General features: G+C 70.2%; 17 protein-coding genes and 1 tRNA gene. 5 read left to right on the top strand and 13 right to left on the bottom strand.

The window, feature by feature from the left end; all coding sequences use genetic code 11:
* Positions 1 to 23: 23 nt before the first annotated feature.
* Positions 24 to 620 carry an RNA pyrophosphohydrolase gene (locus tag ACFQ2D_RS06590; protein WP_386795570.1) on the bottom strand — a complete coding sequence of 199 codons (597 nt, stop codon included), beginning with the start codon at positions 618 to 620 and terminating at the stop codon, positions 24 to 26.
* Between the two features lie 133 nt (positions 621 to 753).
* On the opposite strand from ACFQ2D_RS06590, the gene ACFQ2D_RS06585 reads away from it, so the two are divergent.
* Positions 754 to 830, top strand: a tRNA-Met gene (locus ACFQ2D_RS06585).
* A 523-nt stretch (positions 831 to 1,353) separates the two neighbouring features.
* On the opposite strand, the gene ACFQ2D_RS06580 is transcribed toward ACFQ2D_RS06585, so the two are convergent.
* Entirely contained in the window at positions 1,354 to 1,842 is a 489-nt protein-coding gene (locus tag ACFQ2D_RS06580; protein ID WP_280943039.1) for an SRPBCC family protein, read from the bottom strand.
* Between the two features lie 134 nt (positions 1,843 to 1,976).
* Entirely contained in the window at positions 1,977 to 2,231 is a 255-nt protein-coding gene (locus ACFQ2D_RS06575) for an acyl carrier protein (protein ID WP_280943038.1), read from the bottom strand.
* A 104-nt stretch (positions 2,232 to 2,335) separates the two neighbouring features.
* Between ACFQ2D_RS06575 and ACFQ2D_RS06570 the strand changes: the two genes are divergently transcribed.
* Complete coding sequence (locus ACFQ2D_RS06570) at positions 2,336 to 4,441, top strand: ATP-binding protein (protein WP_280943037.1); 2,106 nt, start codon at positions 2,336 to 2,338, stop codon at positions 4,439 to 4,441.
* A 97-nt stretch (positions 4,442 to 4,538) separates the two neighbouring features.
* Here ACFQ2D_RS06570 and ACFQ2D_RS06565 read toward each other — a convergent pair whose 3' ends face one another.
* Positions 4,539 to 5,444: a crotonase/enoyl-CoA hydratase family protein gene (locus ACFQ2D_RS06565; protein WP_280943036.1), complete on the bottom strand. Its 906-nt coding sequence runs from the start codon at positions 5,442 to 5,444 to the stop codon at positions 4,539 to 4,541.
* Positions 5,429 to 6,706: a beta-ketoacyl-[acyl-carrier-protein] synthase family protein gene (locus ACFQ2D_RS06560; RefSeq protein WP_280943035.1), complete on the bottom strand. Its 1,278-nt coding sequence runs from the start codon at positions 6,704 to 6,706 to the stop codon at positions 5,429 to 5,431. The genes ACFQ2D_RS06565 and ACFQ2D_RS06560 overlap by 16 nt, the downstream gene beginning before the upstream one ends.
* A gap of 273 nt (positions 6,707 to 6,979) precedes the next feature.
* On the opposite strand from ACFQ2D_RS06560, the gene ACFQ2D_RS06555 reads away from it, so the two are divergent.
* From ACFQ2D_RS06555 to ubiT, 3 genes are all read left to right on the top strand, one after another.
* Complete coding sequence (locus tag ACFQ2D_RS06555; protein ID WP_280943034.1) at positions 6,980 to 8,968, top strand: pyridoxal phosphate-dependent decarboxylase family protein; 1,989 nt, start codon at positions 6,980 to 6,982, stop codon at positions 8,966 to 8,968.
* Positions 8,969 to 9,002: 34 nt separating this feature from the next.
* Positions 9,003 to 9,413: a putative zinc-binding protein gene (locus tag ACFQ2D_RS06550; RefSeq protein WP_280943033.1), complete on the top strand. Its 411-nt coding sequence runs from the start codon at positions 9,003 to 9,005 to the stop codon at positions 9,411 to 9,413.
* A gap of 133 nt (positions 9,414 to 9,546) precedes the next feature.
* Entirely contained in the window at positions 9,547 to 10,413 is an 867-nt protein-coding gene (gene ubiT / locus ACFQ2D_RS06545; protein ID WP_280943383.1) for a ubiquinone anaerobic biosynthesis accessory factor UbiT, read from the top strand.
* Between the two features lie 256 nt (positions 10,414 to 10,669).
* Here the strand turns inward: ubiT and ACFQ2D_RS06540 are convergent, their stop codons facing one another.
* The 8 genes from ACFQ2D_RS06540 to ACFQ2D_RS06505 form a co-directional block, all read right to left on the bottom strand.
* Complete coding sequence (locus tag ACFQ2D_RS06540; RefSeq protein WP_280943032.1) at positions 10,670 to 11,554, bottom strand: U32 family peptidase; 885 nt, start codon at positions 11,552 to 11,554, stop codon at positions 10,670 to 10,672.
* Between the two features lie 22 nt (positions 11,555 to 11,576).
* Positions 11,577 to 12,575 (bottom strand): ubiquinone anaerobic biosynthesis protein UbiU, encoded by a 999-nt coding sequence (gene ubiU, locus ACFQ2D_RS06535; protein ID WP_280943031.1) that lies wholly within the window; start codon positions 12,573 to 12,575, stop codon positions 11,577 to 11,579.
* Positions 12,575 to 14,095, bottom strand: a complete 1,521-nt coding sequence (locus tag ACFQ2D_RS06530) for a UbiD family decarboxylase (RefSeq protein ID WP_280943030.1) — start codon at positions 14,093 to 14,095, stop codon at positions 12,575 to 12,577. The genes ubiU and ACFQ2D_RS06530 overlap by 1 nt, the downstream gene beginning before the upstream one ends.
* A gap of 479 nt (positions 14,096 to 14,574) precedes the next feature.
* The gene (locus ACFQ2D_RS06525) at positions 14,575 to 16,137 is read right to left on the bottom strand and encodes a sodium/sugar symporter (protein WP_280943029.1); all 1,563 of its coding nucleotides are present in this window, start codon (positions 16,135 to 16,137) and stop codon (positions 14,575 to 14,577) included.
* Between the two features lie 133 nt (positions 16,138 to 16,270).
* On the bottom strand, positions 16,271 to 17,683 hold the full coding sequence (locus tag ACFQ2D_RS06520; RefSeq protein WP_280943028.1) for a sugar porter family MFS transporter: 1,413 nt from the start codon (positions 17,681 to 17,683) through the stop codon (positions 16,271 to 16,273).
* A 204-nt stretch (positions 17,684 to 17,887) separates the two neighbouring features.
* Positions 17,888 to 20,320, bottom strand: coding sequence for a glycoside hydrolase family 95 protein (locus ACFQ2D_RS06515; RefSeq protein ID WP_280943027.1), 2,433 nt, complete (start codon positions 20,318 to 20,320; stop codon positions 17,888 to 17,890).
* 289 nt (positions 20,321 to 20,609) lie between these two features.
* Complete coding sequence (locus ACFQ2D_RS06510) at positions 20,610 to 23,465, bottom strand: TIM-barrel domain-containing protein (RefSeq protein ID WP_280943026.1); 2,856 nt, start codon at positions 23,463 to 23,465, stop codon at positions 20,610 to 20,612.
* Positions 23,466 to 23,469: 4 nt separating this feature from the next.
* Complete coding sequence (locus ACFQ2D_RS06505) at positions 23,470 to 25,170, bottom strand: DUF5597 domain-containing protein (protein WP_386795569.1); 1,701 nt, start codon at positions 25,168 to 25,170, stop codon at positions 23,470 to 23,472.
* Positions 25,171 to 25,224 lie beyond the last annotated feature (54 nt).

Genomic DNA, 25,224 nt, shown 5'->3' with positions numbered 1-25,224 from the left:
GTCAATGCCGCCAGCGCTCGTATTCAGACCGGTCCCTGGTCCCGGCCGCGCCCGGCGGGCTGCCGGTTCGCCGAGCCCCGCGGGCGCCGGCGACCTTCGTGGTGGCGCGTTTCGGGCAGCAGGTGCGGGATCGCCCCGGCTCCCGCGATCTGGCGGGCGAACGGGGCCAGGTGGCGCAGCGCGCTGGCATAGACCCCGCGCTTGAACATCACCACGTGGTCCACCGGATACCAGAAATCCACCCAGCGCCAGTGGTCGAATTCGGGCTTGGCGGTCAGGTCCAGCCGCAGGTCGCTTTCGCGGCCGGTGAACTGCAGCAGGAACCAGACCTGCTTCTGGCCGATGCACACCACCCGGTCGTTGCGGCGGATCGCGTTGCGCGGCAGGCGGTAGCGCAGCCAGCCGGGGGTGACCCCGAGCACGGCGACGTGGTCGGGCAGCAGCCCGGTTTCCTCCCGCAGCTCGCGGTACATCGCCTCGATGGGCGTCTCGTCGCTGTTCATCCCGCCCTGCGGGAACTGCCAGCCGTCGCGACGCACCCGTCGCGCCCAGAAGACGCGCCCGTCCGGATGCATCAGCACGATGCCGACATTGGGGCGATACCCGTCCGGATCGATCACGATGCGGACTCCAAAGATCTACTGCCCCCGACTCTGCCACGACTGCCTGCAAAGTGACAGTCCGGCGCCCGGCGTTGACGCAGGGGCCTTGCGCCCGGACAATACACGGCTCCCCGCGACGCGGGCGACGCTTGGCTACGTAGCTCAGCCGGTTAGAGCACAGCACTCATAATGCTGGGGTCGGTGGTTCGAGTCCACCCGTAGCCACCACTCTCTTTGCCAGAGTCCGCCGGTTCCATCGCAGCGGATTTTCCAGGCCGCCCGCATCCAACACGCCTGCGCGGTCCCGGCCGGCGCGGCCCTGCCCAGCTGGCGGAAGCCGTCGCGCCGCCAGCCGTGCGATGGCGCGCCATCCCGCCCGGGACGGTCCATGTTCCCGGCAGGAGCCCAGGCCCGGGGATTCAGGGCAGACCGGCTGTGCCCCCCATGTGGCGCATCTGGCCACGGGATCCGCAGCTGTTCCGCACGCAACGCGATGCGCCGGAAGGGACGACGTGGCCCGGCGGCGGCCCCTGATCGAGGGCATCGATTCGGCAGCGGCCACTGCGCGAGTCACCCCCGGCACCTCCGCCGTTTGTCCGCGAAACCCGGTTCCCGGCAGCCCGGTCCCGCACGTCGAACGCCCCGCCCGGCAGACCGCGGCGTCGTCGCGGGTGGCGATCCGGGACTGGCGTCGAACAAAGGCAGCGAGGCGCAGTAGGCACGCAGGCTGGCGCCGGTCAGGTGGCGCCGATCATGCGATGCGTCGGCTTTCCAGGTAATGCGCCTTCAGTGCGGGGTAGTAATCGTCGAACGACGGCAATGCTTTACCTTCCCGCGCAGCGACCAGCATGTCGAGGTAGTACTCCCACCCCGGCCCAATGTCGCCTGCGAGCGTCCAGTCGCCCAGGGGCTGAACAAGACGCAGTTCAGTCGCCGGGCCCGCCTGTCTCAACGTCAGCTCGATGCGCCACACGCCGGAGTCGTCCTGCATCCTGACGACCAGGCGGCGCGGCGGCTCGCATTCCTCGATCGCCAGATCCGTCCACGGCTGGCCGTTCTCGTGCACCAGTTGCAGCCGCACAACCTCGCCCGGACCAGCCCTTCCCTCCCAGGGACCGAACCAGAGGGCGGTCCGCTCCGCACGGGTCAGGCTCGCCCAGACGTCTTCGACAGGCGCCTGGACGGTGCGCACAAGGATCAGGTCATTGCCACGCACATAGCCGGTGGGCTTGGGGTTCATGCAGTTCCCTCGGCGTCCTGGGTGGGGTGATGGGCGGATGGGCACCGCAATCCGCGGACAGCACGGATTGCCCAAAGATTGCGTCGTCGCCGGGCGCTGCCCGCAGCGGGTGCGCGCCGAGCCGGCGCCGCGCCTCAGGCGGTCTGGCCGCCCGCCATCGCGTCCTGGATCAGCGCCACGATCTGCTCCACCGTCGGGTCCTTTGGCAGGGACATGCTCTTGAATGTGAAGTCCAGCTCACTTTCGAGATCGAGCATGATGTCGACTTGGATGATGGAATCGATGCCCAGCTCCTGCAGCCGCGTCTGTGCGGTAATCGGGATGTCCGTCGACCCGACCCGTTCTTGAAGCATCTCGGTCAAACGACGCAGAATGGCGGAGTTTTCCATGCAGGACACCTGTCAATGTCCTCGCTGGCCCGGTTCCTGCGTGCCGGAAGTCATGGATTCCGTCGGCGGAACGAACGCAGCAATGGGACGTTGAGGACATTGTAATGGACGCGGCCGGCAGTCACGAGGCGAACAGGAACGTCATCTCGCAGGCGAATTTCCGGCTGAGCTTCGGCGTGCTCGTCGCGGTCACGATCGCCTGCGTGCACTGGTTCGGCTCCTCGCGTCCCGACGTCGGCGACGGCCTGGTCGTGGGCATGCTCAGCGGCTACATCGGCTACGCCGCGTTCGCACGCTGGCTTGCGGCGCGCCCCGAGCGGCTCGCCAACCGCGACCTGGTGGTGATCACCGCGGTGATCGATCCGCTGATCCTGTCGGCGTGGATGTACTTCGCCGGCGGTTCGTCGATGGTGTTCGTGGCGTTCTACCTGTTCACCACGCTCGGCTTCGGCTTCCGCGTGGGCACGATGCCGATGCACATCTGCCAGGCGTTCTCGCTGGTGGGCTTCGGCATGGTGGTGATGACGTCTCCGCTGTGGCGGGACAACCTCCTGTTCGCCGCGTCGCACGCCCTGCTGCTGGTGGTGGTGCCGCTGTACGCGGCCAGCCTGGTCCGGCGCATCAACGCCGCGCGCGAGGCGGCCGAGTTCGACAGCCGCGCGAAATCGCAGCTGCTGGCGAAAGTGAGCCATGAACTGCGCACCCCGCTGACCGGCATCGTGGCCGACGCGCAGCTGCTGGAGGTGGAGGCGGTCGACGCCGGCACCGTCAACCGCGCACGCTCGATCCAGCGGCTGGCCACGACCCTGGACTCCGAGATCAAGCAGCTCCTCGACCTGTCCAAGATCGCGGTCCACGGCGGCGACAGCCGCCTCGCCCCGGAACCCTTCAGCCTGGCCTTCACCGCCACCCAGGTGGTCGGCTCGATCCGTTCGATCGTCGGCGCCAAGCCGCTGGCGGTGGAGCTGGACTTCGACGAGCGGATCAAGCTGCCGGTGGTCGGGCGCCACCAGGAGCTGGTGTCGATCCTGACCAACCTCGCCGGCAACGCGGTGAAGTTCACCGAACAGGGCGCGGTCACGCTGCAGATCGCCCTGGTCGAGACCAGCGAGGAGGGCTACCGCGTCCGCTTCGCGGTGTCCGACACCGGCATCGGCATCGATCCGGCCTACCACGAGAAGATCTTCCAACCCTTCTTCCAGGTCGAGAGCGGCCCGGCGCGCCGCTACGGCGGCACCGGGCTGGGCATCTCGATCGCCAGCGAGCTGGTCCGGCGCATGGGCGGCCGGCTGCAGGTCGACAGCAAGCCGGGCCAGGGCAGCACCTTTTTCTTCGAGCTGGTCCTGCCCGTGGACGCCAGCCCGGCCGCGGAGACGGCGCTGGCCGAGACCACGCCGTCCGCCGTGGCGGGCAAGCGCGTGCTGGTGGCGGACGACAATGCCACCAACCTGTCGCTGCTGCGCGAGATGCTGCTCAAGGACGGGCACCAGGTGACGGCGGTGGAGAGCGGGCACGAAGCGATCCTGATGCTCAGCGCCAACACCTACGACGTCATCTTCCTCGACTACAACATGGACGACGTCAACGGCGCCGTGGTCTACCAGACCTACGCCTACAGCCGCGTGCAGCTGGCGCCGACCTTCTTCATCACCGCCGACACCACGGCCATGACCACGCGCCTGCTCGAGGATCTCGGCGCCAACGGCGTGATCTACAAGCCGCTGACCTTCGAGAAGATCCGCGCCGCCATCGCCAGCGTGTTCCCGGACGAGGCGCGCCCGGTGGCCGAGCCGGCGCGGCCGCGCCCGGGCGGCCCGGTGGCGCTGAGCGGCGTGCCGGTGGAGTACCTGGACCCGACCGCGATCGAGGAACTGCGCGAGATCAAGGACAGCCCCGAGTTCCTGCACGCGGTGGTCGCCGACGGCATCGCCGACATCCACGCCCTGCACCAGGCGATGGCCGAGGCCATCGACGGCAGCGACCTGCCCGGCCTGCACAAGCACTCTCATGCGATGAAGGGCGTGGCGCTGAGCCTGGGCGCGGTGCGGCTGGCGCACCTGGCCGACCGGCTGATGACCATGACCCACGACACGCTGACCGGCAACGCCGACCGCTGGCACGAGGACCTGGACGTGTGCGTGGCCAAGAGCTGCCAGTCGCTGGACGACCTGCGCCTGGCGTTCGCCACGCAGGCGGCGGTCAACACCTAGGCAGGACTGCGATCGCGCTGCCCTGCAGCGCGCGGTCCTCCCCGCCCACGAGGAGGACCGCACTGCGGGCCGGGCGTTGCGCCCGGCCCGGCGTGGCTCAGGCCACCCGCGCCACCGGCACCGGAGCCTCGACCGCGACCGGACGGCCGGACTTCTGCTCGCCGGCCTGCATCAGGATCAGCATCTCCATCGCGCGGACTTCCTCGGCCGACAGCTGCATCGCCGCCTCCACCCAGTCGTCGACCACGCGGATACCTTCGGCGTAGTCGATGCCGGCGCTGCGGCGCACGGCCTGGCGCACCATCATCCGCGCCTTGCGGCGAGAAGCGTGCTCCCGGATGTAGCGCTCGACGGCCAGCTCGCCGGTACCCTGCGGCACCACCTCGTCGACCAGGCCCATCTCCAGCAGCTGCGCGGCGCTGTAGACCTTCTTGTTGGTCATCAGCTTCTCCGCCACCTTGGGCGCGACGCGCTCGCACAGCAGGCCCATCGCGCCGCTGCAGGGGAACAGGCCGAACATGATCTCGGGGAAGCCGAAGCTGCTCTGCTCCTCGGCGATGATGTGGTCGGCGGCCAGCGCCAGCTCGAAGCCACCGCCCAGGGCGCGGCCCTGCACCAGCGAGATCGTCGCCATGTTGCCCTTGAACTCGGTCGACCACGCGACGATCGCGTCGAGGCAGCGCATCGAGTACTCGCGCAGGCGCTGCGCGTCGCGGCGCTTGATGCAGTCCAGGAAGAAGCGCAGGTCGCCACCCTGGCTGAAATAGGTCGGGTCGCTGGACTGGATCACCGCGTACGGCGGCGGGTGGCCGATGGCGCCGGCGACGGCGGCCGGAATGCGCATCTGCCCGATCAGCCCGTGGAACTCCTCCACCAGCGCGGGGGTGAAGTTGTGGACGCCGTTGGCGTCGGGCGCGACGTTGACCCACAGCGTGCGCTCGGCGAGCTGGCGGATCTGGGTACTGACGCGGGCGGGAGCTGCGGTGTTCAGGGCGTGCTGCATGGGACTTCTCCTTGTGGGCGGGATGGCGATTGCCGGGGATTGCTGGAAATCACGAGTGCGGCATTGGTGCCGCCGAAACCGCAGGAGAAGGACAGCGCATGCGGGATCGGCATCTCGCGCGGAACCGGACCGACGTGGTTGACCGCGCAGGCCGGATCCGGCTCGCCGAGATGGGCGCTGGCCGGGGCGACGCCGATGCGCATCGCCAGCAGGGTGAGCACGAACTCCAGCGCGCTGGCCGCGCCGAGGAGGTGGCCGTGCACCGACTTGGTGGACGACACGAAGGCCGATGCCGGGCCGGCGCCGAAGACCTCGCGGATCGAGGCCGCCTCGATCTCGTCGCCGCCGCGCGTGGCGGTGGCATGGGCGTTGACGTAGGCGATGTCGGCAGCCTGCAGGCCGGCCGAGGCCACCGCTGCGCGCAGCGCCGCGATCTGCCCGCGCGAATCGGGCATGCCGATGTGATGGGCGTCGTTGTTGCAGGCGTAGCCGCTGAGGTAACCCAGCACCTGCGCCCCGCGTTCGCGCGCGAGCCTGGCGTTCTCCAGGATCACGAAAGCCGCTCCTTCGCCGAGCACCAGTCCGGTGCGCTGCTTCGAGAATGGACGGCAGGTGGTCGAGGGATCGTCAGGATCGGGCTCGGACATGGCCCGGGTGCCGTCGAAGGTGCCCAGCACCAGCGAGGTCAGCGAGCCTTCCGAGCCGCCGGCCACGGCGATGTCCAGGTCGCCGCGGGCGATCGCACGGCCGGCCTCGCCGATCGACACGCCCGAGGAGGCGCAGGCGCTGGCGCTGGTGATCACCGGGCCGGTGATGCGGTGGCGGATCGCGATCTGGGCGCCGCCGCCGTTGCCCATGATCGCCATCGAGGTCCAGGGCCGGGATCGCTGCTTGCCCTCCAGCAGGAGCTGCTGGAACCAGTCCAGCCCGGTGGCGGTGCCGCCGTTGACGTTGCCGTAATACAGGCCCGCCCGCTCGCCGTAGGCGGAAAACTCCTCCAGGCCTGCCTGGCCGATGGCCTGGCGCGCGGCGAGGATGGCCATCTGCTGGACCCGGTCCAGGAACGGCCGCTCCAGCTTGGGGAAATGCTCCTCGAACTGCTCCGGGATCGCCCCGGCGGCGAAGGGCTTGCGGATCGGCGGGGCTTCGTACATGCGTATGCCGGATTTCGCCCCCCGCAGCGCGGCCTCGGCTTCGCCCACGCCGATGCCGATGGGCGAGACGAGGCCCATGCCGGTAATCGCGACATCCTGCAACGTCATGCCCTTTTCATCCCGATCTTCGATCGGGACGCCCCTGGTTTCGTCCCTGTTCCCGGCGCGCCCGGATCACAAACTGACAATGCGCGTCAGGACGGTACCATCGTAGGGCAAATCCGTGTAGGGGAAGTGCCGCCCTGCGCCAGCGCCGCCGCGGCCGGGCACGGCAGCCGCCCGTTCTGGCGGAACCCGTCACAGATCGGCCGGACGTCCCGGCCGCTGTCCGGTTGACCCAGGTCATGGCCGCGCGGAGCCGCCCCCCACTAGGCTCGCGCCATGCCGCATGCCGCCGCCATCCCGCTCGCCGCCGTCACGGATCCGGCCGACAGCCGCCGCACGCTCGACGCCTGCTTCCTTGGCCCCTATGGGGAGAACGACACGCTGCTGGAGCGGCTGGTGGTCGAATTCCTGCGCGACCACGTGCACTGGCGCAGGAACTTCCATCCCGAGGATCCCCCGGCGATCCCCACTCGCGCCGCGCAGCATCCGGACTACCTGGCCTTCGAGGCCAGGATGCGGCGCGAGCTGCACCAGCTCTCCGCCGCGCTCAAGCGCTCGGTACCGTTCCACAGTCCGCGCTACATCGGCCACATGGTGTCGGACCTGCTGCTGCCGGGGCTGGCCGCGCAGATCCTGACCCTGCCCTACAACCCCAACAACATCAGCAGCGACGCCGCGCCGGTGACCCTGCAGCTGGAAATGCAGGTCGGCCTGCAGCTGGCGCGCATGTTCGGCTGGCCGGACGATCCGGCCCGCCCGGACTGCGCGTTCGGCCACCTGACCTCCGGCGGGACCCTGGCCAACTACCAGGGGCTGCGGCTGGCGCTGGCGGTGAAGGCGTTTCCGGTGGCGCTGCGCGCCGCAGCGGTGCCGGACCTGGAGCTTCCGGACGACGACTGGCAGGCATTCAACCTGTCGCCCAGCGCGGGCATCGCGCTGTCCTCGCGCTGGCGGCAGTGGCTGTCCGCGCAATCGTCCGCCGAGCGTGCGCGCTGGAGCGGGCGGGTGCAGACGCAGCGGATCGAGCAGCTCGGGCTGGTGGACTTCTTCGCCCGCCATCGCGCGCTGTGCGTGCCGCTGGTGCTGGCGCCGATCACCGCCCACTACTCCTGGAGCAAGGGCCTGAAGATGCTGGGCCTGGGGCGCGACCAGCTGCGCCTGCTGCCCACGCAGGGCATGCGCCTGGATGCCGACGCGCTCGAGTCCACGCTGGAACAGTGCCTGCGCCAGCGCCAGCCGGTCCTGGCCGCGGTTGCGGTGCTCGGCACCACTGAGTACGGCACGATCGATCCGGTCGATGCCGTGGTCGGCGCGCGCGAGCGCGCGGCGACGCAGGACTTCGGTTTCAGCGTGCACGTCGACGCCGCCTGGGGCGGCTACCTCACCACGCTGTTCCGGAATCCCGACGGCAGCCTGCGCGCGCTGGACGAGGTGCGGCAAGGCTTCGCCGCGTTCCCGCAGCCGGAAGTGCACGCCGCATTCGCGGCGCTGGCCGAGGTCGATTCGGTCACGGTCGACCCGCACAAGCTCGGCTACCTGCCCTACGGCGCCGGCGCCTTCGTCTGCCGCGACCAGCGCGCGATGCCGCTGCTGGCCGAGGCGGCCGACTACGTGTTCGGCGACGGCGAGGCCAGCGACTATGCCGCGCGCTACCGGCAACTCGGTCAGCTCGTCCCGGAAGGCTCGAAGTCCGGGGCCATGGCCGCGGCGGTGTACGTGAGCCATCGCGTGCTGCCGCTCGACCACGCAGGCTTCGGCATGCTGCCACGCCAGACCGTGCTGGCGGCGGAGGCGTTCCTGGCGCGCGCGCAGCGGTTTGCCCTGGAAATGGCGCAGGCCGCAGGCGTGGTCGTGCCGTTTGCCCCCGACAGCAACCTGGTCTGCCTGGCGCTCAATCCACGAGGCAACCGCACGCTCTCCCACGCCAATGCCTTCGTCCGCCGGCTGCACGACGAGCTGCGCTGCGACCCCGGACAGCCGCTGCAGCTCAAGCAGTTCTTCGCCTCGGTCACGACGCTGCGCCGCGACGTGGTCGGCGAAACGGACATGCGGCGCATCCTTGGCGCGCTCGGCATCGACCCGGACGGCCGCACCGAGGGGGAAGACGCCGACCGCCTGGTGATCCTGCGCCACACGCTGATGAACCCGTACCTGGTCGACCACGAGAACGGCATCAGCTACATCGACCGTTACTTCGAACACCTGCAGGCGCGGTTGCATGCGCTGCTGGCGGAGACGGCCCAAGGGCGGCCGCAGTGCGCCTGAGCGGACGGCACGGGCGCGCGCACGAACGGCATCGATGACGGGCAGGGTGAAGCCGCCGCTGGTGTACTCGTGCTCGGGCTGCTCCAGCGCCGCGCAGATGGCCAACCAACTGGCGCTGTGGCTCGACCGCGCGGGCGCGGCGGAGATGTCCTGCATCGCCGGCGTCGGCGGCGGCGTGGCCGGCCTGGTGCGCACCGCGCAGTCCGGACGCCCGATCCTCGCGCTGGATGGCTGCGTGTTGCACTGCGTGTCCGCCTGCCTGGCTCAGGCCGGCGTCCAGGCAGACGCGCACCTGACGCTGTCCGACTACGGCGTGGCCAAGCGCAGGCACGCCGACTTCGACCAGGCGCAGGCCCGCGCGGTATTCGAGGCGCAGGTGCTGCCCGCGGCGCGCGCGCTGCATCCCGCCGCCGGCGGCGACACGCTGGCAACGGCAGGGGCTTGACCTGGATCAGCGCGTGATCGCCGGCACGGCCGATAGGCTGCGCATCACCTGGCCGCGCGGGACCGCTGCGCACCGCACTGCGGCGCGCCGCACCAGGGCCGCAGGAACACGATCCCGTGCAGGAGCAGCCACCATCCGACAGCTTCCCACCCCTCCGCAGGCCCGGGCCGCGCCGCTGGCGTCGCACCTGCTGCTCGCCTGCGCGCGCCACGGCATCGACCGCGTCGACGACGGCATGCTCGGATTGCTGGCGCTGCGCCGGCTGATGTCGGCCACGGCCGGGCGCCAGAAGCGCGCACTGGGCAGGCCGCTGCGCGACCAGGCGCGCGAATCGCAGGTGCGGCTGCGCGCGCACCGCTGCGCGCAACGCCTGCATGTCTCCACCGAGACCGCCGATTCCCTGGCCTCCCTGCTGTTCGCCGACGCCCTGCGCCAGCAGTCGCTGCAGGACGCCCACGCCGCGGCGCGAACCGTCCGTTCCGAATCCCACCCCGCAAGCGACGCCGCCATGGACCGATCCCACGCCCTGCTGCGCCTGATTCCACCTCCCGCGCGCTGGCGCCCCCTGCTGCGGCTCGCGCCGACGCCGCTGCGCGACCGGCTGGTCGCTCGCGCGCTGTCGCAAGCCCTGTCGCCGGCGCATATCGGCAGCGCGCTCGACGACATCACGGGGCGCCGCCTGGGCATCGAGATCGCAGACCTTGGCCAGCGCTGCGTGCTGGAGTGGCGCGATGGCCACCTGCACGTGGTGGATGCCCCGGCCGAAGCCACCGTGCGCGGCACGGCGACCGACCTGCTGCTGCTCGCCGCCCGTCTGGAGGACGCCGACACCCTGTTCTTCCAGCGCCGCCTGGTGCTCACCGGCGATACCGAACTCGGCCTCACCGTCCGCAACCTGCTCGACCGCATGCCCTTCGACGCGATGCCGCTGGCGCTGCGCATCGTCCTGCACCGCGGCGCGCGCTTCGCCCGCGCGGCGCGCGAGGCCTTCCGCGCCTGAGGGCATCGCGTCCTGTCCATCTGCAGACGCAGGCGGCAGACACTCCAGCCTGTCGCTTCCCTGATCGTACAGACACGGGATGCGCGCGTGCCGGGCCCCGCGCGTGGGCGCACTGCGCCCTGCGGTCCCACCTCCTGCGAAGCGGGGATGGAGACGGCGCATCCGTTGCCGATCTGACGGGCGGATCGCCTGCCGCGACCCGCTCGCGACATGAGCCGGCACGCGGCGACTGCCGCAGACGCCCGGTTCGACGCCTTCAGGCGCGCGGCTGCGCCAGCGAAGCCTTCCCCGGCTGGCCATCCCAGTAGCCGTTGTGCGCGCCCGCTGGCGCGGGCGCTTCGGGTGCGGCCAGGCCGGCATGGAAGCGCCGCACCACCTCCGCCATGCCCTCGGCCTGCGGCGACAGCCGCAGGATGCCCGCGCCCAGCGCCGCCAGTTCGTCGCGCAGCGGCAGCATGTCCACCACCTCGGCGCCCTGCACCTGGATGCCGTTGATGGTCATGAACGGCTCGCCCTCGCGGGTGGAGAGCGGCAGGCCGTCGGGATGCGCGATGCAGCGGAATCCGCACTGGTCCTTGGGCACGTCCAGCGCGCGCGCGGTGAAGCAGCGGGCCGAGTACGCCAGCGGCAGCCGTCCCCAGGCCGCCATCTCCAGCTCCGGCATCGCGCCGCCTTCGGACTCCAGCGCTTCGCGCAGTTCCTGCAGCAGTTGGCGGCCCTGCTCGACGCCGGGCACCCAGCGGTACAACCCGTCGTCCATCAGCATCGCCAGGGCGCGGTGGTTGTACACGTTGAGCGTCGGCCCGCCGACGAAGGGCAACCGGCGTTCGCGGCAGACCTGCACCGCGGACAGGTCGTTGGCCTCGATCCGGTACGTGCCGTTGTCGACCTGGCGACGCAGAACGCCCAGCTCCGACTCGGCCTCGATCAGCGCCAGCGTCGAGAGCACCACCTCCTTGCCGGCGGCGACGAGTTCCTGCGCGATCGCCATCCAGTCCTGCAGGCGCAGCTCGCGGCGCTTGCTGCAGATGGTCTCGCCCAGGTAGACGATGTCCACAGGCCAGCCAGCAACGTCGCGATAGAAGGCGAGCGTGCGCTCGCGCGGCCAGAAATACTGCAGCGGCCCAAGACTGAGTTTCATCGGTGCGTTCTCCTGCCCACGCTCAATGCCAGGCGCGGTGGTAGGGACCGAGCGTGGTCTGCTGCCCTTCCGCGTGCGCGGTCAGCGCCTGCTGCCAGGCGGCCTCGGTGGTCCAGCGCTGCGGATCGGCACGGTAGCGGTCGATCGCGCGGCGCCAGGTGGAAGCCACCGCGCGCACGTAGGCCACGCCGCGCTGCCGCCCCTCGACCTTCAGCGCCACCACCCCTGCCTGCGCCAGCTGCGGCAGCAGCTCCAGCGTATTGAGGCTGGTCGGTTCCTCGAGCGCGTGGAAGATCTCGCCGCCCACCGCGTACCGCCCCTTGCAGACGGTGGGATAGCCAGCCGGCTCGGCATCGCCGAAACGATCGATCAGCATGCCGTTCAGGCGCACGCTGCGGCTGCTGTCGGCATGCTCTTCCCAGCGCACGAAGCTGGCCGGCGAGCAGACGCCATGGCGATTGGGCGAGACCCCGGTGACGTAGCTCGACAACTGGCAGCGGCCTTCGACCATGATGCACAGGCTGCCGAATGCGAACACTTCCAGCGGGACCGGCGAGGCCGCGCACAGGCGCTGCACCTGCTGCAGCGCCAGCACCCGCGGCAGCACCGCGCGGGCGATGCCGAAGTGTTCGTAGGCGTAGGTCAGCGCCGCGGCGGTGGTAGCCGAGCCCTGCACCGACAGGTGCCGCGCCAGCCCCGGATGGGCGCGGCAGGCGTAGTCCAGCACGCCCATTTCCGCGGCGATGATCGCGTCCACGCCCAGCTCCGCGGCATGGTCGACCGCGCCTTGCCAGTACGGCAGGCGCACGCTGTCGGGGTAGGTGTTGAGGGCAAGGTAGACCTTGCGCCCGCGCGCGTGCGCATAGGCGATGCCGCGGCGCAGTTCCTGTTCGTCGAAGTTCAGGCCGGGGAAGGCGCGCGCGTTGGTCTGGTCGCGGAACCCCGCGTAGACCGCGTCGGCGCCCGCATCGATCGCGGCCTGCAGCGCGGGCAGGTTGCCCGCAGGACATACCAGTTGCATCAGCGACTCCCTGTGTCGATCGTATCGGCCATCGGCGCCGATGGCGGCGCGCGCATCCCCTGCAGCTGCGCCCACAGCGCATCGACGCGGCGCTCCACCTGCGGGTCCGGCACGATCGGCCGGCCCCATTCGCGATCCGATTCGCCGGGCCACTTGCGGGTCGCGTCGAGCCCGAGCTTGGAGCCGAGGCCCGCCACCGGCGAGGCGAAGTCGAGGTAGTCGATCGGCGTGTTCTCGACCAGCAGCATGTCGCGCGCCGGGTCCACCCGGGTGGACAGCGCCCACAGCACCTGGCCCCAGTCGCGCACGTCGATGTCGTCATCGGCGACGATCACGAACTTGGTATAGGTGAACTGGCGCAGGTACGACCAGACCGACATCATCACGCGCCGCGCGTGGCCGGCATACTGCTTGCGGATCGACACCACCGCGATGCGGTACGAACACGCCTCCGGCGGCAGGTGGAAATCCACGATCTCCGGGAACACCCGCTGCAGGATCGGCACGAACACGTCGTTGAGCGCGGCCGACAGCACCGAGGGCTCGTCGAAGGGCGCGCGCCCCATGTAGCTGCCGTGGTAGATCGCGCCCTGGCGCAGGCGCATGCGCTCCACGGTCAGCACCGGGAACATGCCCTGTGCGTTGTAGTAGCCGGTGTGGTCGCCGAACGGCCCTTCCAGCGCGGTGTCGCCCGGATGGATGAAGCCTTCGAGCAGGATCTCGGCACCGGCGGGCGCATCCAGGCCGGTCGTCTCGCTGTGCCAGACGCGCGTGCGCTCGCCGCGCAGCAGTCCGGCGAACTCGTATTCGGACAGGGTATCGGGGATCGGTGCGACCGCGGCCAGCATCGTCGCCGGGTCCGCGCCGATCGCCACCAGTACCGGGAACGGCTGGTCCGGATGCTGCTGCCGCCAGGCAGCGTAGTCGAGTGCGCCACCGCGATGCGGCAGCCAGCGCATGATCAGGCGGTTGCGCGCGACCGGCTGCTGCCGGTAGATCGCCACGTTCTGGCGCTTGCGCTGCGGCCCGCGGGTGACGACCAGGCCGAAGGTGAGCAGGCGGTCGACATCCCCGGGCCAGCAATGCTGGATCGGCAGCCGCGACAGGTCGACATCCCCGCCTTCGAGCACGTGCTCGCAGAACGCGGCCTCGCGCACGCGCCGCGGCGCGGCATGCGCCAGCTGCGCCAGGCCGGGCCAGGCGCCCAGCGCCTCGCGCACCGATCCCGGCCAGTCGGGTTCCTTGAGCCGCGCCAGCAGTTCGCCCAGTTCGCGCAACGAGGACAGCGGCCGGTCGCCGAGCGCGAGCTCGATCCTGCGGCGATGGCCGAACAGGTTGCCCAGCAACGCGTGCTGGGAGCCGGCCGGACGACGCATCAGCAGCGCCGGGCCCTGTTCGCGCAGCGCACGCAGGCTCAGCGCGGTGCTCTCGAGCACGGGATCGACCGGGATCCCGATCTCCAGCAGTTCGCCGCGTGCCGACAGCCGCGACAGGAAGGCGCGCAGGTCATGGAAACTCATGCGCGTGCCGCCCGGCTGCGTGCGGCTGGCGGAGACGCCGGACGCGGCGACGCGAGGCACGCCCTGTCCCGCGCACGGAGCGCGGCGCCGGATCGACGCCACGCACACACCCGGTCCCCCATCACGCCTCCCGTCCGCCACTGCAGCGCGCGATGATGCCGGTGGACGGCGGCGCGCCACCTGACCTGGATCAAGTGCGCGCCGAACGCGCCGCGAGGTTGCGTTCGTGACGTCCACGGGCTTGCCGCGTGCCGCGCCGGTCGCGGTGGCTCGGGACGGCAGCGTGCCCGGGCAACGCCGGGGGGATGGTCCGTGGCCGCATTCCGTCCCGCGGCTGCCACATGGCGCAACCCGCCGCGCTCGCCGGAACGGGCGCGCAGGGTGGGCGACGTCCGCCGTCGCCGGTCACTCGCCCACGGCGCTGGACCGCCGCTGCGGGCCGTGCATGCGGGCCGCGGCGAAGCCGATGCCGCCGGCGGCTACCAGAACAGCGTGTACAGCGCCGCGAGGATCGCCAGCACCGCAACCGCACCGGCGTTGAACGCGCCGCTGGTGCGGTAGTCCACGTCGCGGGTCTGGATGATGTCCTTCTCCGGCGCATGCCGCGTCAGCAGCGACACCACCACCGCCAACGCCAGCGCCAGCAGGAACACCAGGCCGACCCGGTCGATGAACGGCAACGATGGCCAGGCCAGCTTGAGCACGATCGACAGCGCGAACGAGCCGATCGCCGCGGCCAGCGCGCCCGCCTCGTTGGCGCGCTTCCAGAACAGTCCCAGCACGAAGATCACCACGATGCCGGGGGTGAAGAAGCCGGTGTATTCCTGGATGTACTGGAAGGCCTGGTCGAAGCTGCCCAGCAAGGGCTTCGCGGTGAGGATGCCGAGCAGCACCGCGACCGCCGCGGCAATGCGGCCCACGCGCACCAGCCGCTGCTGGTCCGCATGGACGGCCCGCTTGGCGTAGAAGTCCAGGGTGAAGATCGTCGCCACCGAATTGATCTTGGACGCGAGCGAGGCCACGATCGCCGCCACCAGCGCCGCGAACACCAGGCCCAGGATGCCGGTGGGCAGCAGCCGCATCATCGTCGGATAGGCCTCGTCCGGGCGCGAGAGATCGGGCGCCAGCATCACCGCGGCGATGCCCGGCAGGACCACGATCACCGGCATCAGCAGCTTCAGGAACGCCGCGAACAGCACGCCCTTCTGCGCTTCGTTGATGTCCTTCGCCGCCAGCGCGCGCTGGATGATGTACTGGTTGAAGCCCCAGTAGCTGATGTTCATGATCCACATGCCGCCGACCAGCACGCTGATGCCCGGCAGGTCCCTGTAGAACGGGTTGTCGGGATGCAGGATCATCTCGAAGTGGCCCGGATGCTCGGCCCAGAGCCGGTTGAAGCCGGCCACGATCCCGTTGCCCTCGCCCAGCTGGTTGAGCGTGAGCCCGGCAACCAGCAGGCCGCCCAGCACCAGCAGGGTCACCTGCACGATGTCGGTCAGCGCCACCGCCTTGAGCCCGCCGTAGAGCTGGTAGGCCAGCGCGAACACGCCGATCAGCACCACCGCCAGCATCTGGTCCATGCCGGTGACCTGGCTGACCGCGATCGCGCCCAGCCACAGGATCGAGGTGATGTTGACGAACACGTACAGGCCCAGCCAGAACACCGCCATTACCGTGCGGATGCGGCTGCCGTAACGCTGTTCCAGGAACTGCGGCATGGTGTAGATGCCGTTGCGCAGGAACACCGGCAGGAACCATTTGCCCACGATGAGCAGGCTCGCCGCGGCCATCCATTCGTAGGAGGCGATGGCCAGGCCGATGGCGTAGCCCGAGCCGGACATGCCGATGATCTGTTCGGCCGAGATGTTGGCCGCGATCAGCGAGGCGCCGATGGCCCACCAGGGCAGGGCCTTGCCGGCAAGAAAGTAGTCTTTCGCGTCCTTGCTGTGTCCGGCCTTCTCGCGCGAAACCCATTGCGCCAGCACGAACACGCCGGCCAGGTAGGCCAGCACGATCCCGACATCCAGGTTCGACAGCTGCATCGCTTGCTCCGGGCGCGGGCGCGGCCGCCGGCCGCATCCGCTCGAGGTTGCCTGCCGGGCCGCCGCTCGCGCGACGGCATCGTGCCGCCTTCGGGAACGGTCCGGCCGCCGCGCGGGCGGCCGGACCGGGGGCTCAGCCTTCCATCTGCTCCAGTTCGCGGCCCTTGGTTTCGTGCACGAACTTGAGCACGAAGAACACCGAGACCACCGCCATCGCCGTGTAGATGCCATAGGCCGTGGCCAGGCCGATGCCGGCCAGCAGCATCGGGAAGGTCCAGGTGATCAGGAAGTTCGCCACCCACTGCGCCAGGCCGGCCACCGCCAGGCCCGAACCGCGGATCTGGTTGGGGAACATCTCGCCCAGCATCACCCACATCACCGGGCCCCAGGACATGTTGAAGAACACCACGTAGGCATTGGCCGCGATCAGCGCCAGCGTGCCCATCGAATCGGACAGCTGCAGCTTGCCGGCCGCGTCCACGCCGCCGGTGGCGAAGGCGAACGTCACCAGGCCCAGGGTGATCGCCATGCCCACCGAACCCAGCCACAGCAGCGGCTTGCGGCCGACCTTGTCGATCAGCAGCACGGTCACGATGCAGGCGCCGATGCTGAGCGCGCCGGAGATGACGTTGATCAGCAGCGCGTCGCTTTCGGAGAAGCCCACGGCCTGCCACAGCACCGCGCCGTAGTAGAACACCACGTTGATGCCGACCAGCTGCTGGAACGTGGCCAGGCCCACGCCCACCCAGACGATCGGGCGGATCCTGCCGGTGGCCTTGCTGACCAGGTCGGACAGGCGCGGGCGGTGGTGGTCCGTGGCCAGCGAGGCATCGATCTCGCCCAGCTTGCGCTCGCCTTGGATCGCGCCGTACAGCCGCGACAGCACGCCCTGCGCGCGCTCGCGCAGGCCGCGCGCCACCAAGTAGCGCGGGCTCTCGGGAATGAAGAACAGCAGGAACAGGAACAGGAAGGCAGGCACCAGCTCGGCCCAGAACATCCAGCGCCACGCCTCGTAGTCCCACCACAGCACGGCGGTCGAGGCGGTGGCCATGCGCGCGAGGACATAGTTGCTCAGGAACGAGGCGAACAGGCCGGAGATGATCGCGATCTGCTGCACCGTCGCCAGGCGCCCGCGATAGCGTGCCGGCGCGACCTCGCTGATGTAGGCCGGCGACATCACGCTGGCCGCGCCGACGGCGAAACCGCCCAGCACGCGGTAGATCACGAACTCCGCCGAGGAGGTGGCGATGCCCGACCCCCAGGCCGAGACGATGAAGAACACCGCCGCCCACAGCAGCATCGTGCGGCGCCCGTAGCGGTCGGCCAGCGTACCGGCGAACCAGGCGCCGATCGCGCAGCCCAGCAGCATCGAGGCCACGTTGAAACCCGTGACCGCGGCATCGGAATTGAAGGCGGCAGTGATACCGTCCACCGTGCCGTTGATCACGCCGCTGTCGTAGCCGAACAGGAAGCCGCCGATGGTGGCGACCAGGCTGATCAGGATGATGAAACGGGTGTTCTCACCTGATGCGTTGGGACTGCTCATTCGCTCCCTCCCCGGGAATTGCATTTCGTTCTCTGGAACCACTGCCGGCATCCCGCGAGGTGGGACGGGACAGCCTGGGGCCACCGGATGACTGCGCTGTCATCCGGCGCGACAGGGTAATCCGATTGCGTTCGGAGTGGCTTCTGCATTGCAGCAAACGCAGCCGTTGCGCCAGCAACTACCGGCCGGCCTGTCCCCTGCGCGTCACGCACGCAGCAGCCCGTCCCGTCCCGCGCGCAGGCGTGCGGTTTCGCCGGCCGCGAGCGACAGGCCGAGCTCGCGCCCGCGCCATTCCACCCGGTAATCGCCACCCCGCTCGCTGTGCAGCCGGGCTTCGACGAGCCGGCCGTCGCGCCACGCCAGGTCGACGCGCGCGGCATTGCGCACGCGTACGCCCCGCAGCGCGCCGCGGGACCAGTCGCCGGGCAGTGCGGGCAGCAGCCGGATGCGCCCGCCCCAGCTCTGCACCAGCATCTCGGTGATGCCCGCGGTGCCTCCGAAGTTGCCGTCGATCTGGAACGGCGGGTGGGCGTCGAACAGGTTGGGATAGGTGCGCGACGGACTCAGCAGCATGCGCAGGATCTTCATCGCGCGCTCGCCGTCGCCGAGGCGCGCCCACAGGTTGAGGCGCCAGCCGATGCCCCAGCCGGTGGCCTCGTCGCCGCGGATTTCCAGAGAGCGTCGCGCGGCGGCGGCGAGCCCCGGCGTATCGCGCACGTTGATCTGGCTGGACGGATGCAGCGCGTACAGGTGCGAGACATGGCGATGGTCGATCTCGGGCGCATCCATGTCCCAGTCCTCCTGCCATTCCTGCAGCTGGCCGGCACGCCCGATCCGGTGCCGCGGAAGCCGCTCGCGCAGCATGGACAGCTGCGCGGCGAAGTCGTGGTCCACGTCGAGCAGGGCCGCAGCCTCGATGCACTGGCCGAACAGGTCCCGCAGCAGCTGCGCGTCCATCGACGGCCCCGCGCACAGCGCCGCGCCGTGCGGATGCCGGTTCTCCGGCGAGATCGAGGGTGCGGTCACCAGCGCGCCGGTATTCGGATCCTCGACCAGGGTGGCGGCGAAGAACTCGGCCGCGCCCCTGAACAGCGGCCAGATGCGGCGCAGCGTCTGCGGATCGCGCCCGTAGTCCCAGCGGTCCCACAGATGCTGCAGCAGCCAGGGGCCGCCAAGCGGCCACAGGCCCCACTGGGCGCCGTCGATCGGCGCGGTCGCGCGCCACAGGTCGGTGTTGTGGTGCACCACCCAGCCTGGTGCGCCGTACATCGTGCGCGCCGTGTGGGCGCCGCGCTCGGCCAGCTCGGCCACCATGCGCTCCAGCGGCTCGACGCATTCGGGCAGCGCATTGGCCTCTGCCGGCCAATAGTTCATCTGGGTGTTGATGTTAAGCGTGTACTTGCTCTCCCAGGGCGGCTGCATCAGGTCGTTCCAGATGCCCTGCAGGTTGGCCGGCTGAGTCCCGGGACGCGAGCTCGCGATCAGCAGGTAGCGACCGAACTGGTGGTAGAGCGCGGCGAGCTGCGGATCGTCGCCCTGCGCGAAGCGCGCGACGCGTGTGTCGGTGGGCAGCGCGGCGATTTCCGCGGGCGTGGCGCCAAGGTCGATCGAGACGCGCCGGAACAGCGTGCGATGTGCGTCCAGGTGCGCCTTGAGCAGCGCCTGCCAGGAGCGGGCCGCGGCCGCGTCGAGCTGCGTGCGGGTGATCGCCAGCGGGTCCGCGGATACGTCGTCGTAGCGGCGGAACGCGGTCGCCGCCGTGAGCAGCAGCACGACCGCGTCGGCATCGCGCACCTCGAGGCGGTCGCCGACGCGGCGCAGGGTGCCGCCGGCCGGCACGACCCGCAGGCGCGCGGCGAAGGGCAGCGTGCCGGGGATGCCGAAAGCCGCGGCATTGCGCCCGCGCAGCAGCAGTCCCGCCTCGCCGTCCGGTTCCACTGCGATATCGGGCTGGTCGCTGGCCAGGCCGATACGCAGCGAGATGCGGCCGGGCTTGTCGCCCGACAGGCGCACGGCGACGCACTGGTCGGCCGGCGAGACGAAGACCTCGCGGCGGTGCTGCAGTCCACGCGCTTCGAAGCTCGACGTCGCAACCGCGGTGTCGAGGTCGAGTTCGCGGCGGTAGCCGTTGGTCTCGGCGATCTCGAAGAAGTCGAGTACGAGATCGCCCAGCGGCTGGTACGGCATCTGCTTGAGCGGCCGGGCCATCATCTTCGCGTTGGCCAGCGCTTCGGCCTCGGCGTAGCGGCCGGCGAACAGCAGGCGTCGCACGTCCGGCAGTGCGGACCGCGCCTCCGGCGGCGTCGGATCGTAGGGACCGCCGGCGTAGAGCGTGTCCTCGTTGAGCTGGATGCGCTCGTGCTTGCCGCCGCCCCAGACCATGGCCCCGAGGCGGCCGTTGCCGAGGGGCAGCGCCTCGACCCATTGCGTTGCAGGGCGCGGGTACCAGAGGCGCAGATCGGCCCATGCGTCGGCTGCCATGCCGTCACCGGTGGTTGCCGCGCCAGCCGCCTCACGCTGCGCTCGCGCCGATGCGCTCTCCGCGCCAGAGGAGCCGGGAGCAAGGCCGATGCCGCCGGCCATCGCGGCGAGGGCAGCGGCCTTGAGCGCGTCGCGGCGGCGCGGGTCGAAGCTCATGGCGTGGAGCTCCGGAATGCGGCATTGGATCTTTCAGGATGGTGGCTTCGGCCTCCCCCACCCCGGCCCTCCCCCGCGAGCGGGGGAGGGCAAAGCGCGCGTGCGGGGGAGGTCGGCACGCGTTCGGTCCCTGCGGCGCATACGCCCGCTGCCAGGCACCGCCGGCTCCCAAGATCGCCCAGTACGACCGAGGCGGGTACGCGCCCCGCGCGGCTGTACCTGTCGCGGCCGCCCTGCCCGCTCCCCCGCTCGCGCGGGAGGGTTGGGGTGGGGGCCGGGACGCCGCGCCTCATGCCTTCGGCCGCCGCACCGTCAGCGCGCCGCCGTCGTAGGTCACCGTGACATCGGCTGCCGGCTCGAGCGCGCCGTTGTCGCCGCGCGGGCCGTCGACGAAACGCACCCGGATCTCGCGGCTGGCGGCCATGCCCGGATACGCGCCTTCGCGCGCGCCGATCGACAGCTCACCCCTCTGCTCGTCCCAGGCCAGCGGGATCCGCGCCGACTCGCCACGCTCGTAGCCGTAACTGCGGCCGTTGTCCTCGTACAGCGAGAAGCTGCCGTCCGCGCCGGTGTAGACCTCGATGGTCAGCGGCGCGCCGGGCTGCTCGTCCACGTACTGCTGTACCACGGTGCGCGGCACGATCGATCCGGCGCGCACGAACAGCGGCATGCGCTGCAGCGGCGCGGCGGCAGTGACCGTCTGCCCGCCCTCATGCCGTTGGCCGGTCTCGAAATCGATCCACGACGCGCCCGCCGGCAGGTAGACCTCGCGGCTGGTCGCCCTGAACTGCGTGACCGGCGCGACCAGGAAGGCCGGCCCGAACAGGTACTGGTCGGCGATGTCGCGCGCCTTCGCATCGGAAGGAAAGTCCATCGCCAGCGCGCGCAGGATCGTGCCGTCGCGATGCCAGGTGTCGCCCGCCAGCGTGTAGATGTAGGGCAGCAGGGTGTAGCGCAGCTTGAGGTAGTGCACGAAGCTGTCGTAGTGGGGCGTGCCCTCGGGCGCGATTTCCCAGATCTCGCGGTACGGGAACTGGCCGTGCAGGCGGAACACCGGCACGAAGGCGCCGTGCTGGAACCAGCGCAGGCTCAGTTCCCGCCATTCGGGCAGGTGCGCCGGATCCTTCGTCTCGTAGCGGCGCTCGGGCGAGAAGCCGCCGATATCGAAGCTCACGTTGGGCGCGCCGGCCATCGAGGCATTGACCAGGCCGGAGATCTGCTCCCGGTAGTCGTCCCAGCGCGGGACGATGTCGCCGCTCCAGAACGCTGCACCGGCACGCTGCTGCCCGGCGAAATAGGCGCGCGACAGGATGAACACGCGCTTGTCCGGGTTGGCCTTGCGCGAGCCCTGGTAGACGCCCTCCGAATGCACCAGCGGGTAGGAGTTGAAGTACTCCACGGACGAACCCAGCGCGTTCGGCATCGTGCGCGCCTTGCGCTCGCCGGTGTCGAGGTTGCTGTGCAGGTCGGGCTCGGACGCATCCAGCCACCAGGCATCGAAGCCCTTCGTATCGAGCTTGTCGTGCATCTGCCGCCAGAAGATCTCGCGCCCCTTGGCCGAGTGCGCGTCGTAGAACGAATTGAGATAGCCCTCTCCGATCCAGTCGCGCTCGCCGACCTCGACATTGCGCGTGAACATGGCTCCGGCGGCGTCGAGCTCCCTGTAGTGCGCGGTGGTCGGGTAGAACTTCGGCCAGACCGAGATCATGATCTGCGCATTGCGGTCGTGGACGTGCTGCACCATGCCTTCCGGGTCGGGGAAGGTCCCGGGGTCGAAGTCGTGCGAACCCCAGGCGTCCTCGGGCCAGTACGACCAGTCGAGCACGATCGCGTCGATCGGCAGCTTGCGGCGGCGGTACTCGTCGAGCACAGCCGTCAGCTCGGCCTGGGTCTTGTAGCGCTCGCGGCTCTGCCAGAAGCCGTAGGACCACTTGGGCAGCAGCACCGCCTTGCCGGTGAGCTGGCGGTAGCCGGCGATGGCGCCGGCGATGTCGCTGCCTGCGACGGCGTAATAGTCGATCACCTGGGCGGCTTCCGACCAGATCGACAGGTCCTGCGCCTCGGCCGGCGGCAGCGGGTCGCGCCCCTGCAGGGCGAGGTAGGCCGGCTCGATGCGGTCCCACTCGATCCTGATGTCGTGCGGCTCACCCGCCTTCAGCTCCAGCGCGAACTCGTGGTGCCAGGGGTTCCAGTTCTGGCGCCAGCGGTCGATGACCAGCTTGCCGTCGACGTAGAGCTTCGCGTACTCGCTGTTGAACAGGGAGAAGGTGTGGCGGCCATCGCTGCGCGCGGCGATCCTGCCCTCCCAGACCACCTCGCTGCGCCCGCCCGGCGCGAGGTTCTTGCCTTCTTCGGGGAAATCCTCGAGACCGGCGATGAACTGGTAGTCGATCTTCTCCTCGCGACGGACCAGCTTGACCTCGCCGTCGATGGAATAGGTCGCGGTCAGCGCGCCTTCCACGCCGTCCTTGTCGTACAGCGCGACCACCTCGCCGATCTGGCGCAGCCCGCGCGGGTCGCCGTAGCGGGTGATCGAGTTGTTGTCCCAGAGGATGCCGTAGCCCCGGCTCGAGACCAGGTAGGGAATGCCGTTGTCGATGTTGTGCTGGAGCAGCTCGACATCGCGTCCCTTGAGGTCCATCCAGCCCTGCTGGTGCAGGCCGGTGCCGTAGAGCCCCTCGTCGGCGCTGGATTCGAAGCGCTGGCGGATCGAGGCATAGGGCCTGCCGTCGAACTCGACCGGTTCGAAGCTGCGCCCGCCGGCGACCTCGGCCAGCAGCGGCTTCCCGTCCACGTCGAAAAACGCGACCCTGCCGTCGGCCAGTCCGACTTCGGCCGAGATGCCGCGTGCGGTCACGCGCAGCTTGCCCTGGCCTTCGGTCACCTCGAACGCGGGGGCCGGCGCGGGCGCGTCCACGCGCATCAGGCTTTGCGAACGCTCGAAGCGAGCGGCCGGATCGGCGGTCACGCGGATGATGCCGTCGGACACCACCTGCAGACGCACGGCGGCCGCGCCCCCTGCGGTGGGGCGCACGATCACGTCGTCCCCGGCGCGCTCCCAGTGCGAGGCCTGTGCGGCGCAGCCGGCCAGGGACACCGCCAGCGGCAGCGCCAGCAGGCGCATGGAATTCGACAGTCGGGCCATGGGATCAACGCTCCTGTGCAGGGTCCGGGGTGGTGCGGTAGGTCGCGAGGCGCACGCGCAGCAGCTGCACGGCATCCGAGAAGTTGAGCCCGTAGTCGGTCTGGTCGCCATTCCAGTTGCGCTGGAACTGCCAGGCGCCGTCCACATACCGCCCCTCTTCCACGCGGTCGTGGATCAGCGCCTGGCCGGGCGTGGACGGATGCAGCGTCACCCGCGCATGCATGCCGGTGACCAGGAACTCGTCGGGACCGAGTTCGGCGATCAGCGCGCCGCCGATGGGCTCCGGGTTGCCCGGCACTGCGCCCTGGAACCAGAAATGCGGCAGGCCATAGGCGATCGTCGCGTTCCAGCGCTCGTTGAGGCGGATCGTCTGCTCCGGCACGCCCGGCTGCTCGGCCACGCCGTGCAGGCGGCCTTCCGACGCAGCCTTCGCGAACTCGCGCATGCCCTGGTTGACCAGGGCGAAGGCCAGCGCGAACGGCGCGACGGTCTCCGGCGTGGTGCGCTTCACGCCCAGCGGGAAATTTCCGTAGGGCGTGTAGTCCATGCCGAACGGCACCCAGCCGATGCCGTCGTGATCCAGCGCCGCGAACAGGTACCGCGCGTACTCCGGCGCGTTGCCGGTCTCGGCCACGAACAGCGGGTTGTCCGGACGCGCGTAGCGCTCGAGCACGGTGGTGTAGCTCATGTACTCGGGCATGTAGATGTCCGGCGCCAGCAGGTCGATGTCCGGCGCGGCGGCCTTGTACACGTCGAGCATGTTGTCGGTCGGGCCGCCGCTGGCGTACTGCCCGGGCTGTCCCGGGTTGAACGGCCCGCGCAGCGCCGCGTTGATGTACATCGGCAGCGGATACTCGGCCTTTCCGGCCTTCGCCACCTCGTTGACGTAATGGGCGATGTGCCAGGCGTGGAAGGTTTCGTCGGCGTCGGCGCCGAACACCTCGCGCCAGCTGCCGGGCTGCTTGCCGAGCCGGTCGAGCAGCGCCTGCGGCACCTGGCCCTCGAAGGCACGCTGCGCCAGCGGCGAGAAATCGCGTACGCCGCCATAGGTTCCCGGCTCGTTCTGCGGCTGCACCAGGATCACGGTGCGCTGCGGATCGTTGTCGCGCAGGTGCGCCATCAGCCGCGTGAACGCCTTGCGATCGGCCTCGAGCGTGGCCCCGGCGTGGGGCGAAAGCGAGTTGAGCACCCTGCCGTCCTCGCGGACCACGCGCGGGAAGCGGTCGTTGTCGAGCTTGACCCAGGCTGGCGCGTAGTTGGGCCCGTTGTTCTTCCAGGTCGCAAACCACAGCAGGACCAGGCGCTTGTCGTGCGCGCGCGCCTGTTCGAGCAGATGGTCGACGAAGGAGAAGTCGAACCTGCCCTCCTCCGGCTCGACCTGTTCCCAGGCGATCGAGATCGACAGGGTATTGGCGCCCAGGTCGTCCAGCGCGGGCCACACCTGCTTGAGCGGCTCGGGATAGTTGCTGGAGTTGTGCGCCTGACCGCCGAGGATCAGGAAGGGTGCGCCGTCGACGATCAGCGCGTGCTTGCCGTCCCTGCTTTCGAGCCGCGGAATTTCGCGCTCCTGCGTGGGGTTCGGCTTGCGGGCCTCCCCCTGCCCTGACGCGCGCGCCGATGCCGCCGGATCGTCCTGGGGCCGGGATGCGGGTCCGGGCTGGCAGCCCGTCAGCACCAGAAATGCCGCGGCCGTCAGCAGGCCCAAGGCGGGACAACCACGGGTTCGCGTCGCTCGCTCCTGCGTTCGACCTCGCCTCTG

This window comes from Luteimonas composti, from assembly GCF_042678665.1.
Lineage (GTDB): Bacteria > Pseudomonadota > Gammaproteobacteria > Xanthomonadales > Xanthomonadaceae > Luteimonas > Luteimonas composti.
The sequence above is the reverse complement of the archived record's forward strand: the minus strand, read 5'-3'. Positions and strand labels throughout refer to the sequence as shown.